Origin of the sequence: Streptomyces sp. NPDC004126 (assembly GCF_050275515.1) — a bacterium.
Taxonomy (GTDB): Bacteria; Actinomycetota; Actinomycetes; order Streptomycetales; family Streptomycetaceae; genus Streptomyces.
Map to the genome: position 1 here is coordinate 18,181 of NZ_JBNNPF010000023.1, position 16,786 is coordinate 34,966.

Consider the following 16,786-nt stretch of genomic DNA (forward strand, 5'->3'; position numbering starts at 1 on the left):
GTACTTCTACTCATGACCCTCGCCATGAAGCCGGTCATCCTTCCTTCCTCCCCGATCCCCGATCAGCCGAAGAGATCGACGAGGACGGAGGTCGCCTCGGTACCGAGCTGGCTGATCTTGCTGGTCACATAGCTGCCACCGGCCCGGCCGATGGCGTGGGAGAGGCCGCCGGTGACGACGCCCAGCCCGAACTTCCCTGCGGACTCCTTGAACTGACTGCTGGAGAAGCCATAACCAGCAGCGTTGAACGCCATGTTGAGACCGGATAGGCCGAACGAGACCCGGCTCATCGACACGGAAAAGCCAGCGAGAGCCGCACCCGCAGGGGGGCTGAAACGCACCACCACCAGAGCTGCGGTCCCGGAGCCGACCGAGAGCATGCCCGCCCCGGTCCCGAGGGTGTCCGTGGCGTTGGCCGCCCACTGCGCACCCGCCTTCCACCAGGACAGGTCTTTCTTGACCGTGTCGTTCTCGGGCGTGTCCGAGGGGAGCGTGCCGGCGGCCTTGGCCAGCTGCGCGTGCTCAGCGGCGACCTTCGCCTTGGCCGCGATCTCGGCCCGCCGCTTGTCGTACGCGATCGCGCGGGCCGAGGTCGCCGCGACTGCCGCGGTGTGCTGGTTCTGCTGGGCCTGCAACGCGGAAGCCCGCGCCGAGGCGGCCGAGGACTGCGCGCTGTTGGCGGAGGCGACCGCGTTGCGGGCGGCGTCGACCGCGCGGTTGGCGGAGTAGTTCGCCTCACGGGCCGCCGTGCGCGCGGTGGCGGCGGCTTCATGTGCCCTGGAGGCCGCGGCCTGGGCGTCACGGGCGGACTTCTCGGCGCTGTCGGCGTAGGCGTCGGCCTGCTGCGCGGAGGCGGCCGCCTGCTTCGCGGACTCCACCGCCTTGCCGGCCCACACCGTGGCCTCGGCTGCGGCAGAACGGGCCTTGGCCGCCGCCTCCTGGGCCCGGGCGGCGTCCTCCCGCGCCTTGTGCGCGGTCTTCGCGGCCGCGGCGATGGCCCCCTGCATGGCGGCGCTGTGGGTGGCGGAGTCGTGGTCGAGGCGCGCGGTCTTGTACCGCACGGACGCGAGGAACCTGCGGCGCATCCACGTGGGCCCCTCCATGGCCACCTGCGCGGCGGCCTTGGTGTACGGACCGCTGCCCGCGAGCAGGGCCGCGGTGGCCACCGCGTCGTCGTCGCGCAGCGCGGGCTCGTACTCCTTGGTGAGGAAGGTCTGGACGGCTTCGAGCGTGCCGGCGTCCAAGGCCTTGTTGGCCGCTTCCGTGACGGCGCGACCGGGAGCGTGCTGCAGGATGGCGGCGATCGCGACGCGCTGGTCGTCGAGCGCGGCCCGGGCGGCTCCGGTGGTCAGGAAGGCGGCCGGAGCGCTGTCGTCCGTGCTCTCCAGGGCGAGTCGGGCAGCCTCGGCGACGTCGGGCGAGGTGGTCTGGGCGATGTAGAGGACGGTCTCGCGGTCGTCCAGCCGCTGCGCCAGCGCGCGGTCGGCGTCGAGCCAGGCGTGCACGTCCTCGTCCGCGCCGGCCAGTGCGAACCGTGCGGCACTCCGGGTCCAGGTGCCGGTGGCGGTCAGCAGGGCGTGAGCGGTCCGCCGGCCGAGCTGCGCGGCCAGGGGAAGATCACCGGCGGCGAGCGCCGCTTCGGCCTGGGCGATCAGGTCCTTGGTGGCCTGTTCGGTCTGCAGTGCCTGGGTCTGCCGCTCGGCGTACTGGGCGCGGTCCGCCACGTCGATCTCCGCGAGCAGCCGGGCTTCCTCGACGCCCAACCGGGTGTCGGAGTCCAGGCGTTGCCATTCCGCCTCCCGTGCGCTCTTCTCCACGGAGATCGCTTCGGTGACGGCCTGGTGGGCCGTGTCGGCGGCCGCGGTGGCCTCGTTGGCGAACTGGGTCGCCTTGTTGGCATGGTCGACCGCCTGACCGGCGTACTTGACGGACCACTCGGCGGCCTCCGCGGCCTTGTCCGCGTGACCGGCCGCCTTGTGGGCCGCGTCCCGCGCCGCTCTGGCGGCGGCCGCCGACTTGTTGGCCAGGGCCTGCGCCGCTCCGGCGGCGTCGATGGCGATCTGCGCGTTGGCGGAGGCGATCCGGGCCTCGCGGCGGGCGGCGGCGGCCTGCCCCGTGGCCGCGTTCGCCGCCGAGGAGGCGGCGGCGGAGGCCTGGGCGGCGGCGGAGGCGTTGCGGGCCGCGGACGCGGCGGCGACACCCGCGCTCGCCGACGCGGCAGCGGCGTCAGCGGCGCGGCCGGCGGCCTCGCCCGCGATTCGCGCGCGGGCGGCCGCGTTGCGGGCGGCGACGGCGGCGTCCTTGGCGATGCCGGACTGCGCGGCGTCCTTGGAGGCCGCGATCGCCGCGCCGTAGGCCCTGGCCGCTGCGGAGCCTGCGACGGCGGCCGCCTGCCCGGCGGCTGCAGCGGCGTAGGCGGCGCGCCGTGAGGCCTGAACGGCGGCGTGCGAGGCGTTGACCGCCACACGGGCCGAATCGGCGGCTCCCCTGGCGGCCTCGCCGGCCGCCCGAGCCGCTCGTCCCGCCTTGGCGACGTCCTGCTGGGCGGCCTGGGCCTCGGAGGCGGCCTTCTCCGCCGCCTGCTTCGCCTTGGCCGCCGCCGCCACGGCGCGCGCGGCGGATTCCTCGGCGTGCTTGGTCTGCGCTTCGGCCCGTTTGCCCTCGCGCTCGACGACGGCGACGAGCTCCTCGATCCTGCCCCGTTCCTGGTCCCGGGCCCGCGCGATGTGCTGTCCGGTCTCCAGGAACCACTCCACGTCCTCGGCCGTCCCCGACATGGCGCGATCCGCGTACTTCTTGACCTCCGGGCCGGCCTTGACCATGAGCCGGGCCGTCTCCACCCGCATGTCGTCCTGGCGGGCGGCGTACTGCGCTGTGCGCAGGAAGTGCTCCAGCGCGTCCTGCGTGCCCGCGTCCAGAGCCGTGCCGCCCGCCTCGTTGACCCCCTTGCCGCCGACGGCCATCAAGGTGGCGGTGGCGACGCGCAGGTCCTCCTGCAGGGCGGGCCTGAACCCGTCGGCCAGGAAGGCGGCGATGGCGTCGTCGCCGGCGTCCAGGGCGGCGCCGGCCTCACGCCGGGTGCCTTGGCCGCCGCCCGCCATCGTGGTGAGAACCGCGACTCTGTTGTCCTCCGCGCGCTCCCGAGCGAGTACGCCCCCGAGGAACTGCTCGACGTCGGCGTTCGAACCGGTCAGGGCGACCGCCGCGGCGGCCCTGACGGCGGGGCCGCCGGACAGGTACGCCTCGACCACCTTGGCGCGCTGGGTCTCGGGCAGGCGGAAGGGGTCGCCGTCGTCCCCCTCGGGAGGCGGTGCGGCAGCCCAGCCGGCCGTGGGGTTCAGTACCAGGCTCGACGCGGCGGCGACGGCCGCGGTGGCGGCGATGGCGCTGAGCACGCGTCGCCTGCTCCACTCATTGGTGTCCAAGACGATCCTCTGCGAGATGGATGGGTGCCCGGGACACGGCGCGCGCGGACGGCGCCATGGCCCTGGGCGAGTAATGGGGGCACGCCCGAGCCGTGTGCGGCGATGAATTCGGGCGGCAGTGAAGATGCGAGATGCCCACGGAAGGGTGGAGGAGAAAACGCACCGGCTGTCCGTGGGAGGTCGGGCTATTACACAACACGCTCCCGGACCCGCCAACACCGGGAATAAGACATTCCAGTAGCTGGAATTCGTTGCATGGCCGGATGTCCGGCCCCCACACCCCAGCTGATGTGACGCATGCCACGCAGCGTCCGGCCCGTGTGACCCGTTTTGGGATGTTCTTGCGACTGGACGAACGCCGAGATCAATGCTCTTATACATGGGCCGCAGGGATCATCAACACGCCGCCATCCCTTGCCGTACACCCATCAAGTCGCGGAACACATTCGGGCGCGAAACCGGCCCCGATCTTCCGTGGGCTTTTTCTTGCGTCAATTCGACTTCATCGAACGAACCGCATCTCGACCGATTTTCCGGTCCCTCTCCACTTCCGCATTGACATGCGCTCGGCGTCCACCGGGCGACTACGAAGGACAGTGATGAAGGCACGTAAGACATTGCTGCGCGCGCTGACTGCGGCCCTGGCCTCGGCGGCACTTGCATGGCCGCTCCTCGGCGGGGCCACCGACGCGGCGGGACAAGCCGCCGGCCTGCAGACGGTGGCCGACGAAGGTCCCGGCTACGCCATCGAGGACTTCGCCTACCCGAACGCGGACAGGATCCTCACGGAACAGAAGATCACTCTCAAGAGAGGGAACGGCCGCATCCTCTTGGCCGACTGCTCCGCGGCATCCGACCTCCTCGAAGTCTGGGGTCGCAAGAACGAGCGGATCTGCTTCCGGGTGACGGGCGACAGGGGCTACCTGGCACTGGAGATCCCCGCCGTCTACGCGGTCAAGGGCCACGACTTCACCACCCAGCTCGACATGCGGGCCGGCACGGAGGAGACGACCTACGAGGCCGAGCGGAACACCTGGACCCCGGTCGGCGAGAGCGCCGACGAACAGGGCCGCAGCTTCATGCTCATGGAGATCCGGACGTCCAGCTGAGCGATCCCGAGGGCCAGCGCCCCGCGAGCGCTCTCCGCCACGCACCACCGGCGGAACCGCACCGAACCACCGGTCCGCGACCGCACCTGGGACATGGGGCCTTCGGCGAACCGGTACGACGACCTTCCCGAAAGAAGAAGATGCCCGAAACCCGAACTCGTGCCGTCCGCGTCGGCGGACTCCTGGCCGCGACCGCGGCCCTCTCGGCTGGCCTGCTCCCCCTCACGCCGGCCCTCGCCGTGAACGGCCCCCCGGCCGACTCCGGCGCGTACCGTCACACCGTCAAACTCGACCTGGGCACCGAGGACGACAGCAGGGCCTGCAGCGGCACCCTGGTCGACCCCCGCTGGGTCCTGACCGCGACCAGCTGCTTCGCCAACACGCCCGGCGGCACCGTCCCGGCCGGAGCACCCGCTCTGCCCACCACCGCCACCTTCGGCGACGGTACGTCGACGAAGGTCGTCGAGGTCGTCCCCCGCCCGGACCGCGACCTGGCCCTGGTCCGTCTGCACACCCCGGTCACCCACATCAGCCCCGCTCCGCTGGCCGCTTCCCCGCCCACCGCCTCGAGCACCCTGACGGCGGCCGGCTTCGGACGCACCAAGACCGACTGGGTCACGGACACCGTCCACGCCGGCGCGTTCTCCCTCGACGCGTCCACGCCCACCACCCTCACGATCACCGGTACCGAGGAAAGGGCGATCTGCAAGGGTGACACCGGAGGCCCCCTCCACAACTCCGGCGGAGAGGTCGTCGGCGTCGCCGTAAGATCCTGGCAGGGCGGCTGCCTGGGCTCGACGGAGACGCGCACCGGGGCGATCGCGGCTCGCTCGGACGGCCTGGCCGCCTGGGTCTCCTCCACCCGGGCGCGCCCCGTCGTGGTCCCGAGCGGTCAGACCATCCCGTCCGGCGAGACCTTCGTCTCTGAGAACGCCAAGCTGGTCATGCAGGCGGACGGCAACCTGGTTCTGTACCACCGCACCGGCGGTGAGGGCAAGGGCGCCGCCCTGTGGGCGAGCGGCACCCACGGCAACGCGGGTGCGTTCGCCAGGATGCAGACGGACGGCAACCTCGTCATCTACAAGAAGGGCACCGCCGGCAACGACCCCGGCGGAGCCCTGTGGTCCTCGGGAACCTACGGCAAGGACGGCGCGCGCCTGGAACTCCAGGCGGACGCCAACCTCGTCGTCTACGCCAAGGACGGCGGGCTCGGAATCGGCGGCCACCTGTGGCACTCCGACACCTATCCCCGCGGCGAGAAGCTGGCCTCGAACACCAAACTGACCCCGGGTGCCTGGCTGACCAACGGCCGACAGGTCATGCTCCTGGACATCGAGGGCAACATCAGCATCCGCGAGAACACCACCAGTCGTGAAGTCTGGGGCAGGACCACCTGGAACAAGGGGGCGCAGCTGCACATGAAGGCGGACGGCTCACTGGTCCTGGCCAAGAGCGACGGCACCGCCCTGTGGACCGCGTTCGCTGGCGGCCCGGGCTCCTACGCCACCCTGGAGGGCAACGGCAGCCTCGTCGGCCGCTGGTCCGGCGGCGGCGAGCGCTGGGCGTCCAGCACCCTCAAGGGAGAGCAGTCCGGACGCTGCCTCGACGCCAACGGCGGCAGCGACGTCGCGGTCTGGGACTGCTGGGGCGGAGCCGCCCAGCAGTGGGACCTCAACCCCGCCAAGGAACTGCGCGCGGGAACGGACAAGTGCCTGACCGCCGAGCCCGGCGCCCCCCAGAGCTCCCGGCTCAAGACCCTGCCCTGCGACGGCCGTGCCGAGCAGAAGTGGACCTACGACGGAACCACCCTCAAGAGCGCCCTCAAGCCCGACCAGTGCGTGAACGTCTTCAGCCAGGCGACCGCGAACGGTTCCGTGGTCGGCCTCTGGCAGTGCGGCACCGGCGCGAACATGAAGTGGAAGCGCCCCTAGGCCGTTTCCTTCGGATCTGGCAGGGCTCAGGATGGCGCCCCAGGAGCTCGCTGTAGAGCCGGTCCTCGTAGATTGCCCCTCGCAGAAGACGCCCTGCGCTGTATGGGCGGCCGGATGAAGGGTGGAACATGCGCGGGACGGACGCGGTGGAGGCACTTGCCGAGCTCATGCCGGTGACTGACGGGGTCGACGAACACGTCGACTGGGGTGACGTCGAGGCAGTCTGGGGGACCCGGTTCCCTTCGGACTACGTCCGCTTCATGGAGGTGTACGGGGCGGGGGACATCAGCGAGACGATCAGCATTCTGCTGCCGGCACCGCATGTCGAGGGGTGGCCTTACCAGGCTGACCCGGGCCTGCAGGACGAGACCGACTTTGACGTGGACCCCGAGTCCATCGTGGCGTGGGGCGTGCCCTCGGGCGCGGACATCTACTCCTGGGTGACAGCGGACGACGACCCGGATCGATGGCCGGTCCTGATCTTCTCAAGGGGCAACGACGCTATGCGGTTGGTCCCTCTGGGGATGGCGGCCTTCCTCCATCGGCTTCTGAGTGACGCGGTGTTTCGAGAGGGGAAGATCAGCATCGTCCTCCAGGACGAGGTGTCCTTCGTCAACTGGCGGAACGGGTAGGCCGCAAACTCGGATCACCTTGCTGACCAGATGAAGATGGCGGCGAGGTGGAGTCCGGCGAGGTAGATGGTGGCGGTCTTGTCGTAGCGAGTGGCCAGGCCGCGCCACTGCTTGAACTTGTTGATGCAGCCTTCGACGGTGTTCCGCTGCTTGTAGGCCTCGCGGTCGAAGGCCGGCGGGCGGCCGCCGAACCGGCCGAGGCGTTTGCGGTTGGCGGCCTGGTCCGCGGGCTGTGGAATGACGGCCCGGATTCCGCGCCGCCGAAGGTGGCGGCGGATCGCCCGGGACGAGTAGGCCTTGTCCGCCAGGACGACATCCGGCGTGACTCTGGGACGTCCGATCCGTCTGCGAATCTGCGGTTTGTTGTCACTGGGGGAGCGGGGTGTTGTCACTGAGCGCCGTACGTTGTTTGTACTGGTGACTGGCTCGTGATGGTTGGGGTGGTGACAGGTTGCCGCGTATTCAGTGGTGACAGGTCATGACGATTTTGCTGGACACCTCGGTGCAGATTTGCGGCTGGGGCGGGGCGGGAGCTCACGAGCCGGCCCACTGGACGCCGAGGTCGGCGAGGGCTTCGAGTTGCGCGGGGTCGAGTCGGTCGCGGCGCTGGCGCTGGTTCGCGAGCCATACGCCAGTGCGGTGCTCGCCGTCCTCGGTCTGCTGGACAACGGAGCGGCCGGGGAGCCGGCCTTCCCGTTCGATGTACTGGGTGAGGGCTTGTACGCCCTTGTGGAAGGCTTCCGCGGCCCGTCCGGACGTGGTGGCCGTGCCTGGCTCCGCGGCCGCCGTACGGGCCCGCACAGCCCGCGCGGGCTTCACCCCGAGCTCGGCCAGGCGGCGCTGCTGCTCCTCGTTGAGCTGGCGGAAGTCGCGGCGTTGTGTGGCTGTCCAGCGGCCGATGTCTTCGCCGTGCCACGTCACCCCCGGCACCACGGCGGTAAGGCGTGCACCGCTCGCCAGGAGGGCGCGCAGGCCCGCGTACTGGCGTTGCCAGTCGACCGTCCACCCGAGCGCGCCGGGGTTCCAGTCCTCGTCGATGGCGGCGAGGGCGGCGGCCCGCCGTGCGGCCCGGTCGGGGTCCTTGCCGAGTCCGCCGGGCCGGCGGACGTTGGTCAGCCACTGCCCGACCGGCTTGTCCAGCGCGGTAGCGTGCCGCGGTGCGGCCAGCGTCCCGTGCTCGGCGAAGTGCGCCCGCGCGGCCGCGAGGTTCTCCGCGAAGCCGGCATCGGCGGTGTCCCACACGATCCCCAGCTCCTCCAGCTCGGCGGCCCGCTCGCCCGTCATCTGCCCGGCCCGGAACACCCTGCGCTGGTCGGACAGCCACCGCCCCAGCGGGTGCGCACCCTCGGTGTGGTCGTAGGGCACCTCCAGATGCTGCTCCCGTTCCCGGTACCGGAACGCGGCCTCGATGCCGCGGCGCCAGTCCTGGCGTTCGGTGTCGAGGACCTGGTAGCTGATCCACTTGGCGATCAGCGCGGGGTCCCGTGGGGCGGCGAACCGCAGCAGCAGCCGGGCCTCTTCGTCACCCTCGTCGGGTGCCTCGCCGATCAGCCGCGACGGCGCTACGATGCGCTTCTGCGCTTCCTGGGGAATTGCGAGCATTTCCACGGCGCGTTCATCGTGCGCCCGAAGCCCCTGCAATACCCGAATCAAAGGGCCATACGACTTCGAGGAAAGAATGTCCTCCGGGTCCTCATCTTCATCCAGGAAAACCGGCACGATCAGGGTGGCCATTTTCCCTTCCCCCGGCTTCTGCCGGAGGGCGCGGCCGATGGCCTGGACGATGTCGACGGCGGACCCCTTGGGGTCGATCAGGGCTACCGAGTCCACGCTTCGGATGTCGACGCCTTCGCCCAGAACCCGGCAGTTGGCGAGGACAGCGCGGCCGGCCCGGCGGCCGAAGTCGGTGAGGACGTTGGCGCGGTGCTCGGCGTCGTGCTGGCCGCGCAGCCACCCCGTCCACACCTTCGCCGGATGCCGGCCCGGGTCGACGGCGTGCAGCCGGGCTGCGACCCGGGGCAGGCCTTCGGCGAAGGCCTGGGCCTCGATGGTGCGGTGGTGGAAGGTGATCGTCGTCTTCAGGTCATGGGCCGCCATGGTCTCCAGCAGGACGGTCTGCACGGCCGCCAGCCGCTCGCCCCGCAGCTCCTCGTCCAACCGCTCCGTGCCGTAGAGCCGGTCGGGGGTCACGACAGGGTCCACCAGTTCAGCCACAACTACCTGATAGCGGGCCAGCAGCCCGCGCGCGATGGCGTCGGCCAGTGGCAGCTCGTAGACGACGGGCCCGAACACGCTCGGGTCGTCCATCGAACACGCCAGCTCCGCCGGCAAAGCCTCGTGGCGCGGCACATACGGCTTCCCCTTGGCCTCCGCCTCTCGCCGCCGAGTCTTTTCCTGGCGCCGGTGTGCTGCCGCGGCCGCCCGCTTCTCGGCCGCCGTCCGCGGCCGCTCCGCCCAGATCCTCGGGGTGGCGGTCATGTAGAGCCGGCGGTGGGCGGGGATGAGGTCCTGGCGGTGGATGTCCGCCCAGGCCTTCCCTGCCGACCCCGAGGTGCGGTGCGCCTCGTCGACGACGACCAGGTCGAAGGCCTCCATGGGCAGCCCGTACTCCCCGTGGTGGGCCTCGGCGATGACGGGCAGTGAGGCGTACGTGGCGTAGACGGTGATCGGCCCGCGCCCGTGCCACAGGGCGAGCTGCGGCGCCGACGTCGTCGCGCGCACCTCCAGCTCGTAGAGCTGGACGTTGTCTTGGAGTGAGCAGACTGCGACCGCGGGCCCGCTGTGGCCGGCGGTGCGCCACTCTCGGGCGGTCTGGGTGAGCAGGTCCAGGGTCGGCAGCAGGACCAGCACCCGCCCGCCCCGCGCCAGGCGGAGGGCGGCCGCGGCGGCGATGAACGTCTTCCCGGTTCCGCACGCCGCCACCACCGTGGCCCGCAGTCCGTTCTTCGGGATACGCTTTCCCGGCGGGATATCGAGCCCGCGCACGATGGCTTCGACGGCCTCTTCCTGATGAGGCCGGAGCGTGATTCCATCGGTCTGCTGCATTCGTCACTCCGGTTGAAAAAGACCGCCGGGCGGGAGTGGCCAGATCCTCGGGATACTACACACTGCATCCCAGTCTGATGCACACTGATGACTGTACCGCCCTGGGGACCCGTAGGGACCAGTTCACCCAGTCGAGTCAATATCTCCCCGTAGGGTTTTCTGCGATGGGGCTAGCACGTCAGGATCGGCTCGTACCGTGGCGAATCGGGCCGCGGACACGAGCGTGAAGGACATGAGGCGATGGCGCGGGGCAGCGTGAAGTGGTTCAACACGGACAAGGGATTCGGGTTCATCGAGCAGGACGAGGGCGGTCCGGACGTCTTCGTGCACCACTCGGAGATCCAGGGCACCGGCTACAAGGCCCTCGACGAGGGCCAGCGGGTCGAGTTCGAGATCGGCCAAGGCCAGAACGGCCCCCAAGCCCAGCAGGTCCGAGTGATCTGAGCCGCGCCCTCTGCTGCCGGCCGGGCCCGCGTAAGCGGGCCTGTCCTGGAGGCGGAGCCGGAAGGACGGGGTGGGAGCGAAGCGGACACCCCAACAGGCCGAAGGCCCAGACCCCGTGAAACGGGGTCACCTAGGCCCGCGCAGCGGGCCGTTCGGGAGCGAGCGAAGCGAGGCCCCGAACCCGTCCGAAGCGAAGCGCAGGACACCGGCCCGAAGGGCCGGCCCTGGCTCGGCGAAGCCGAGCCCCGCCGAGCGCAGCGAGGCGGGGCTCTCCTGAGCGCGCAGCGCTCAGGTACCCGCTCCGCGGACCGGCCGGCAACAGGGGAAGCGGCTGGGTGCGGGGGTCAGCCCACCACCATGACTTTCTCGGCTTGGCGCCCATTGGGGCCGTCCTTGATACCGAAGACCACCCTCGCGTTCACCGCCAACGTCCGAAAGCCCTCGGCGATGATCTCGGTGTGATGGACAGGGACCTCCTCACCATCATCGGACTTGATCGTCCCCCACCCCTTCGCATCATTGAACATCGTCACCGTGCCATTCACCGTGCCATTCGGCATGCCTACGCCCTTTCATCGTCCAGGTAGGAACCAGCCGGATCCTGCCACTGCGCGATACGACGGAAACCATCCAAACGGGTACCAGACCGATACCCTGCCCTCCCCTCCAAGCCGAAAGACCAGCAAGCACGCCCGACCAACAGCGGAACAGGCCAGTCCCACACCCATGGTCGCCGTCCAGGCCACAGATAACAGTCGGTCAGCAACACGGCCCGTCGCCCAACCGGCGACCGGTGTAAAGGGCCATGCAGACGCTTGCCAGCACCGGCCCCGTCACCACTCAAAAGCCGCTTCAGGGCTGGCATAGGCTGTACAAGCCTCGGTGGGGGCAGGTGCAGAGGTTGACGCTCCCCCCTGCAAGGGGGATGACGCCGGTTCGAATCCGGCCCGCCCCACCGCGTGCTCTCAAAATGACCCCGTTTCGCGGGGTCAAAGCCTTGTGGCATGTTGGGCGAGCTTGCCCTCGGACCCAGTACCCGCCGCAGTTGGCGTCGCATTCGCAGGGTTGGGGTTCCACGTCCGGTGCCAGGATCAGCGGGCCCAGCCTCCGCACCAGTTCCTCGTCGTCCCGGTGGCCTCCGAACCGGTCCCAGGAGGCGATGAACCGTCCGGGAGTGAGGCCGAGGTCGAAGACCGTCGTGAACGTCGCGATCATGCAGAAGGAGATCGCGCCGTCACGGTCGACCGGATCGCTGATGCGGGTCTCCAGGTCGCCTCTCAGCCAGGTGAGCATCTCCAGCGTGGATGCCCCTCCGATGGCCTTCTGGCGCAGCGCCTGCTCGATCTCCCGCTGCTCGGCTCCGTAGCCCATACCCCGCCCCTTCGAAAGAACCAGCCCACAAAGCAGTGATTCAAAATAGTGTCCGGCTTTAGACAGGAAAAGATGGCATGGTGCGCGCCAACATCGGAGATGTGTCGTGCCTGGGTGGCAGACAGTCGGCGCACCTCCCACAGCAGCGCCGCAGCGTCCACTACCTCCGAGCTGGGAAGACGTGGCACCTCGCTCAGAACAATGCCCGTCAGTGCGGCCAGTTCGTAGGCATCGATCCCCAGTAGAGCGGCGAAGTCCGTCACCAAGCGGGGCGTCAGTTCCTTGCGACCAGCGCCGATCACACCGTAAGTGGCCGCCGACAGGTACGTGGGCGTCACCACCGCCAGCGTCTTCGCCATGCCTGGCTTTGTAGACGAGTTCCAGGAACGTCTGTTGCTCGGCGGCGGGAACGCTGCGTTCCACGGGAGAGTGATGTCGTCGAGTTTCGAGAACACCTCGGTGCTTGCTTCGGGACCATGGTCGTGCTGTGCACGACGAGGGGGCCTGAGTGCTGCCGAAGTCCAAGATCGATCTGTACGCGGCCATCCGCCGTGATGCCAAGGCTGACATGTCGCTGCGGGCGCTCATGCGGAAGTACGGCGTCGGCTACGAGACCGTACAGAGGGCTCTGATCTCGGCGTTGCCAGAACCGAGGAAGACGATGGTGCCGCGTGAGACGCGGCTGGACGTCTACAAGCCAGTGATTGACGCCATCCTCACCGCGGATCTGACCGCACCGAGGAAGCAGCGGCACACCGTCAAGCGGATCTACGACCGGTTGCTGGACGAACATCAGGCCATCGACATCTCGTACCAGATGGTCCGCGGCTACGTCGCCGCCCGCCGGGAGGAGATCCGGCTGGGGGCCGGGAAGGGGGTCGTGGACGCGTTCGTCCCGCAGACCCACAAGCCCGGTGCCGAGGCCGAAGTCGACTTCGGTGACGTGACGGTGAAGCTGGCCGGCGAGCTGGTGACCTGCTACTTGTTCGCGTTCCGGTTGTCGTACTCGGGCAAGGCCGTCCACCGGATCTTCGCCTCGGCGGGGCAGGAGGCATTCTGCGAGGGCCACGTCCACGCTCTCAACGTGCTGGGTGGGGTGCCGACCGGGAAGGTCCGTTACGACAACCTTAGAGCCGCCGTCGCCCAGGTGCTGGGCACTATGGGCCTGGAGGCCTTTTACTGCCAGCCAGGCATCCGCGGCGCCCACGAGAAGGGCGGAGTCGAGGGCCAGATCGGCTGGTTCCGCCGAAACCACTTGGTCCCCGTCCCCGAAGTCGACACGCTCGCCGAGCTCAACGCGATGATCGATCGGTGGGACCAGGAGGACGACGCCCGCCGCATCCGCGCCCGTCCCCGCACCATCGGCAAGTACTTCATGGCCGAGCAGCCACTGCTGGTGCCCCTGCCGGAGGAGCCGTTCGAGACGGGCCGGCTCTCCACCCCGAGGGTCGATCGCTACAGCCAGATCTGTGTCCGGATGAACCGCTACTCGGTGCCGGTCCGCCTGATCGGCCGAACCGTCCGCGTCATGCTGCACGCCTCCGAGCTGGTGGTCTACGACGGCCGCGAGGAAGTCGCCCGGCGCGAACGGCTCATCGCTCGTGGCGCTACCCGACTCGAGCTCGACCACTACCTGGAGGCCCTGATCCGCAAACCGGGTGCCCTGCCCGGCGCCACCGCCCTCGACCAGGCCCGCGCCGCCGGCCGCTTCACCCCCATCCACGATGCCTGGTGGCAGGCCGCGGTGAAGGCCCACGGCGAACGCGAGGGCACCCGGGCCCTGACCGAAGTCCTCCTCCTCAGCCGCCACCTGCCCCACGAACACCTGATCACCGGCCTTGCCGCGGCCCTGAAATCTGGCGCGTTGACCGCGGACGCCGTCGCCCTGGAGGCCCGCAAGGCAGCTGACGCCGAGCCGGAGGAGCCTCCGCAACTGGCCGTCTCTTGCAGCCAGGCCGGTATTGCTCCGCTGCCTGCTGCTGTTCGGGCCCGTCTACCGCCCGACAAGCGCCCGCTGCCTTCCGTCGCGCACTACGACCAGCTCCTGCGGCTCCGCCGACCTGACCGCCCCACCCCTTGAGGAGAACGGCGTGTCCCTTCCCCGCCAGCGAGGACTCACCAAGCAGGCCGCCACCACCGCCGTCGACCAGGCATGCAGGATGCTGCGGCTGCCCACGATCCGGTCCCAGTTCCCCGAGCTCGCCGAGAAGGCCGAACGCGAGCAGATGTCCTACCTCGGCTTCCTCTCCGAACTCCTTCTCGCCAAATGCGAATGGATCAAGAAGGGCATGCCCCTCTGCCTGATCGGAGATTCCGGCACCGGCAAGTCCCACCTGCTGATCGCGCTCGGCACCGAGGCCGCGATGGCCGGCTACCGAGTCAAGTACGTCCTGGCGACGAAGCTGGTCAACGAGCTCGTCGAAGCTGCCGACGAGAAGCAGCTGACCAAGACCATCGCCCGCTACGGCCGCGTCGATCTCCTTTGCATCGACGAGCTCGGCTACATGGAACTGGACCGCCGCGGCGCCGAACTCCTCTTCCAGGTTTTGACCGAGCGGGAGGAAAAGAACAGTGTGGCGATCGCCTCGAACGAGTCCTTCTCCGGCTGGACGAAGACGTTCACCGACCCCCGCCTCTGCGCGGCCATCGTCGACCGCCTCACCTTCGGCGGCAACATCATCGAAACCGGCACCGACTCCTACCGCCTCGCCACCACCCGCGCCCGGGCCACGCAGCAGCCCCTGGGCTGACTCCAACCTCGGCACCTTGGCCGAGATAGGAGTACTTGAACATGGTCAGCGATAGTCGTTGAGCCAGTCTCCAGGAATCAGATCCCGAACGCGCTTGAGGCCTTCTGTTGTCCGACCGCGGGCAAAAATGACTGCGCCAGCGTCGGCACGCAGCAGGGCGTCCTGGCCCAGGAACCACCGGCTCCCGTGTTCCTCCTCGCCGATGGGATACACCGGGAACGGCAGCCGGACGAAGCTCTCCTCCAGCGACTCGACGTCGTGGTCATCCGCGTCAAGGAAGTCGCAGAGATCTCCATCAGCCTGCAGGGATTCGGAGAGAACGATCTCAACGAAGGACAGGGAAAGGCTCTCCATCCAGCCCTCCCATCGCTCGGCGCTCCCATCAGCCATGTTCGTCCGGAAGAACACTGCAGGGTCGTCATCCTGCAGGCTGTCCAGGAGGATGCCCCAGGAGACAGCGCCCTGATTCTCATGCCGGAAGACCAGGGCCACCTTGGCGTCATCCACGTAGAGCTCCGTCGGGCCGAGCAGCACGTCGTGGTTGCTGGTCAGATCCCGGCGGCGCCCAAACAGCAGATACGCCTCGCGCAACGCGGTCGGCAGCCGAACCCCGAGCCTCTCCTCGGCCGCGGTCAGATCGACCTCTGTCCACCCGTCAGCGCTCTCCAGTGGGCTGGCCCAATGCGCAGCGAAGCCCCGGACGAAGGTCCATGCGCCACTGCGTCCCCCAACGCCCTCAACGAGGGAGGCAGCAATATCGAACTCTTGTGTCATGCCAAGACGATATCCGTCCCACTCAACAGCCCCTCCATGCCCCGACACACCAGCCATGCATTCTCGGAACTCACCAACATTCTCGACCCGATTGATCAGCATCTGTTGCCCGAACCCGGCATCAACCGTTCCTGCTTCACATCGACGAAGCCACCATGCCCATCCAGTCCAGATTCCGGTACTGGAGCATACGGATGGCCCAACTGCCCGGACCGCCGGCGAGCGGTGCGAGTCGCTTCGGGACGAATCGGGAATACCGCTCCTCCTGCGGCAGTCCACGGATCAGCTTCAGGAGTTCACGTCGGCCCGCCGCTGGAAGGTGCACCGCATCCATCACGACGTACGGCACCCACCGCGAGGCCGCGGTGTCCAGCGGCGCCATGTCGTCCGGGACCTCCAGTCCCGCGAGGATGAACAGATCGACGGCATGGAAACCAAGCGCAGTCGCAAAGCACCGGAGCAGTCCCTCGCCTGGGGTCTCCCCCGCGAGCACTGCCCGTACCTCCTCGACGTTGGTCAACCCGGCCCGGCCGGCCAGCTCCTGCACAGTGAGCTTTCTGCGGTCCAGCAGCCGCGCAAGCATCACGCCGAAACCAACGTGCTCCGTCGGTGGCCTGCTGGAGCTGGTCGGCGAGCTGGTGGATGTGGTGGGTGAGTTCGTCGACGCGGTTGGCCAGGTCGGGGGTGGTGAGCGAATCGAGTTGTTGTCCCAGCTGGTGGCGCATGGCGTCGCGTAGGCGGTCCCGTTCCTGGCCCGGGCACGCCATATCCACGGGCTACCCGCACCCCAGCCGGGACCGCCCACGCCCAGACGGCCGACCGTCGACCACGGGACACCGCCCCTCCCCCGCGGCGCAAGTTATCCAGTGTTCGGCGGCTACCAAGGCCGTTGACCTGCCCTGATGGACTTGGTGGCCGTGAAGGCACGTTAGGCACGTCCCTGCTGCTCGCGGAACTGAATCGCGTCCCAGTCCATGGAGTCGAGCGGCTGCCAGCATCAGGGGCGCCCAGGGCGCCGGTGAAGGTGAGGACCGGGCTGCCGGAGTTGGTCTGCTTGGAGCGGGCGACGATGAAAGGGTGCAGCTTGAACACCAGGTAGTGGACGGACTCGGTGAGACGGTCGACCTCCAGCAGCGTGCCGGGCACGCCGTCGTCGTGCACCAGCTCCGTGAACAAGCCCGATTCAGCCAGGCTGGGTGGAGGCCGGCTGTCCAGGTGCGTGGGGTTATGGAGCTGTTCGAACACTGGCGTCCGGAGCCGTGTGCAGGGCCCGGCAAGGTTCTGGCCTCCTGCTGAAGTGGATCC

At 69.2% G+C, this 16,786-nt stretch carries 13 protein-coding genes and 1 tRNA gene; 7 read left to right on the forward strand and 7 right to left on the reverse strand.

The features are described from left to right. Positions 1 to 62: 62 nt before the first annotated feature. A complete protein-coding gene (locus ACQKM2_RS22200; RefSeq protein WP_427712141.1) occupies positions 63 to 3,425 on the reverse strand; it encodes a hypothetical protein in 3,363 nt (1,120 codons plus the stop codon). 599 nt (positions 3,426 to 4,024) lie between these two features. Between ACQKM2_RS22200 and ACQKM2_RS22205 the strand changes: the two genes are divergently transcribed. The 3 genes from ACQKM2_RS22205 (at position 4,025) to ACQKM2_RS22215 (ending at position 7,097) form a co-directional block, all read left to right on the forward strand. Beyond that, the gene (locus tag ACQKM2_RS22205; protein ID WP_427712144.1) at positions 4,025 to 4,534 is read left to right on the forward strand and encodes a hypothetical protein; all 510 of its coding nucleotides are present in this window, start codon (positions 4,025 to 4,027) and stop codon (positions 4,532 to 4,534) included. Positions 4,535 to 4,674: 140 nt separating this feature from the next. Further along, positions 4,675 to 6,465, forward strand: coding sequence for a trypsin-like serine protease (locus ACQKM2_RS22210; RefSeq protein WP_427712147.1), 1,791 nt, complete (start codon positions 4,675 to 4,677; stop codon positions 6,463 to 6,465). A gap of 128 nt (positions 6,466 to 6,593) precedes the next feature. Then, positions 6,594 to 7,097, forward strand: coding sequence for an SMI1/KNR4 family protein (locus tag ACQKM2_RS22215; protein WP_427712149.1), 504 nt, complete (start codon positions 6,594 to 6,596; stop codon positions 7,095 to 7,097). A 14-nt stretch (positions 7,098 to 7,111) separates the two neighbouring features. Here ACQKM2_RS22215 and ACQKM2_RS22220 read toward each other — a convergent pair whose 3' ends face one another. Together ACQKM2_RS22220 and ACQKM2_RS22225 are read right to left on the reverse strand one after the other, a co-directional pair. Next, positions 7,112 to 7,489, reverse strand: a complete 378-nt coding sequence (locus tag ACQKM2_RS22220; protein ID WP_427712152.1) for a transposase — start codon at positions 7,487 to 7,489, stop codon at positions 7,112 to 7,114. Between the two features lie 142 nt (positions 7,490 to 7,631). After that, entirely contained in the window at positions 7,632 to 10,142 is a 2,511-nt protein-coding gene (locus ACQKM2_RS22225; RefSeq protein WP_427712153.1) for a Helicase associated domain protein, read from the reverse strand. Positions 10,143 to 10,382: 240 nt separating this feature from the next. Here ACQKM2_RS22225 and ACQKM2_RS22230 point away from each other — a divergent pair, with 240 nt between their 5' ends. After that, the gene (locus ACQKM2_RS22230; RefSeq protein ID WP_427712155.1) at positions 10,383 to 10,586 is read left to right on the forward strand and encodes a cold-shock protein; all 204 of its coding nucleotides are present in this window, start codon (positions 10,383 to 10,385) and stop codon (positions 10,584 to 10,586) included. 344 nt (positions 10,587 to 10,930) lie between these two features. Here the strand turns inward: ACQKM2_RS22230 and ACQKM2_RS22235 are convergent, their stop codons facing one another. Next, positions 10,931 to 11,146: a cold-shock protein gene (locus ACQKM2_RS22235; protein WP_427712158.1), complete on the reverse strand. Its 216-nt coding sequence runs from the start codon at positions 11,144 to 11,146 to the stop codon at positions 10,931 to 10,933. A gap of 325 nt (positions 11,147 to 11,471) precedes the next feature. Between ACQKM2_RS22235 and ACQKM2_RS22240 the strand changes: the two genes are divergently transcribed. Beyond that, positions 11,472 to 11,541: transfer RNA gene (locus tag ACQKM2_RS22240), tRNA-Cys, on the forward strand. Between the two features lie 322 nt (positions 11,542 to 11,863). On the opposite strand, the gene ACQKM2_RS22245 is transcribed toward ACQKM2_RS22240, so the two are convergent. Then, positions 11,864 to 12,316, reverse strand: a complete 453-nt coding sequence (locus tag ACQKM2_RS22245; protein ID WP_427712161.1) for a hypothetical protein — start codon at positions 12,314 to 12,316, stop codon at positions 11,864 to 11,866. 209 nt (positions 12,317 to 12,525) lie between these two features. On the opposite strand from ACQKM2_RS22245, the gene istA reads away from it, so the two are divergent. Next, positions 12,526 to 14,037: an IS21 family transposase gene (gene istA / locus ACQKM2_RS22250; protein WP_427712276.1), complete on the forward strand. Its 1,512-nt coding sequence runs from the start codon at positions 12,526 to 12,528 to the stop codon at positions 14,035 to 14,037. A gap of 10 nt (positions 14,038 to 14,047) precedes the next feature. After that, a complete protein-coding gene (locus ACQKM2_RS22255) occupies positions 14,048 to 14,707 on the forward strand; it encodes an ATP-binding protein (protein ID WP_427712163.1) in 660 nt (219 codons plus the stop codon). A 45-nt stretch (positions 14,708 to 14,752) separates the two neighbouring features. Here ACQKM2_RS22255 and ACQKM2_RS22260 read toward each other — a convergent pair whose 3' ends face one another. Together ACQKM2_RS22260 and ACQKM2_RS22265 are read right to left on the reverse strand one after the other, a co-directional pair. Then, the gene (locus tag ACQKM2_RS22260; protein ID WP_427712166.1) at positions 14,753 to 15,481 is read right to left on the reverse strand and encodes an SMI1/KNR4 family protein; all 729 of its coding nucleotides are present in this window, start codon (positions 15,479 to 15,481) and stop codon (positions 14,753 to 14,755) included. 136 nt (positions 15,482 to 15,617) lie between these two features. After that, the gene (locus ACQKM2_RS22265) at positions 15,618 to 16,064 is read right to left on the reverse strand and encodes a hypothetical protein (RefSeq protein ID WP_427712168.1); all 447 of its coding nucleotides are present in this window, start codon (positions 16,062 to 16,064) and stop codon (positions 15,618 to 15,620) included. Positions 16,065 to 16,786: the final 722 nt, after the last annotated feature.

Bases quoted from the DNA above. Each gene is read 5' to 3' on its own strand.
- ACQKM2_RS22230 (WP_427712155.1), top strand. From the start codon at position 10,383: ATGGCGCGGGGCAGCGTGAAGTGGTTCAACACGGACAAGGGATTCGGG.
- ACQKM2_RS22225 (WP_427712153.1), bottom strand. From the start codon at position 10,142: ATGCAGCAGACCGATGGAATCACGCTCCGGCCTCATCAGGAAGAGGCC.
- istA (WP_427712276.1), top strand. From the start codon at position 12,526: ATGTCGCTGCGGGCGCTCATGCGGAAGTACGGCGTCGGCTACGAGACC.
- ACQKM2_RS22245 (WP_427712161.1), bottom strand. From the start codon at position 12,316: ATGGCGAAGACGCTGGCGGTGGTGACGCCCACGTACCTGTCGGCGGCC.
- ACQKM2_RS22265 (WP_427712168.1), bottom strand. From the start codon at position 16,064: ATGCTTGCGCGGCTGCTGGACCGCAGAAAGCTCACTGTGCAGGAGCTG.
- ACQKM2_RS22235 (WP_427712158.1), bottom strand. From the start codon at position 11,146: ATGCCGAATGGCACGGTGAATGGCACGGTGACGATGTTCAATGATGCG.
- ACQKM2_RS22260 (WP_427712166.1), bottom strand. From the start codon at position 15,481: ATGACACAAGAGTTCGATATTGCTGCCTCCCTCGTTGAGGGCGTTGGG.
- ACQKM2_RS22210 (WP_427712147.1), top strand. From the start codon at position 4,675: ATGCCCGAAACCCGAACTCGTGCCGTCCGCGTCGGCGGACTCCTGGCC.
- ACQKM2_RS22215 (WP_427712149.1), top strand. From the start codon at position 6,594: ATGCGCGGGACGGACGCGGTGGAGGCACTTGCCGAGCTCATGCCGGTG.
- ACQKM2_RS22205 (WP_427712144.1), top strand. From the start codon at position 4,025: ATGAAGGCACGTAAGACATTGCTGCGCGCGCTGACTGCGGCCCTGGCC.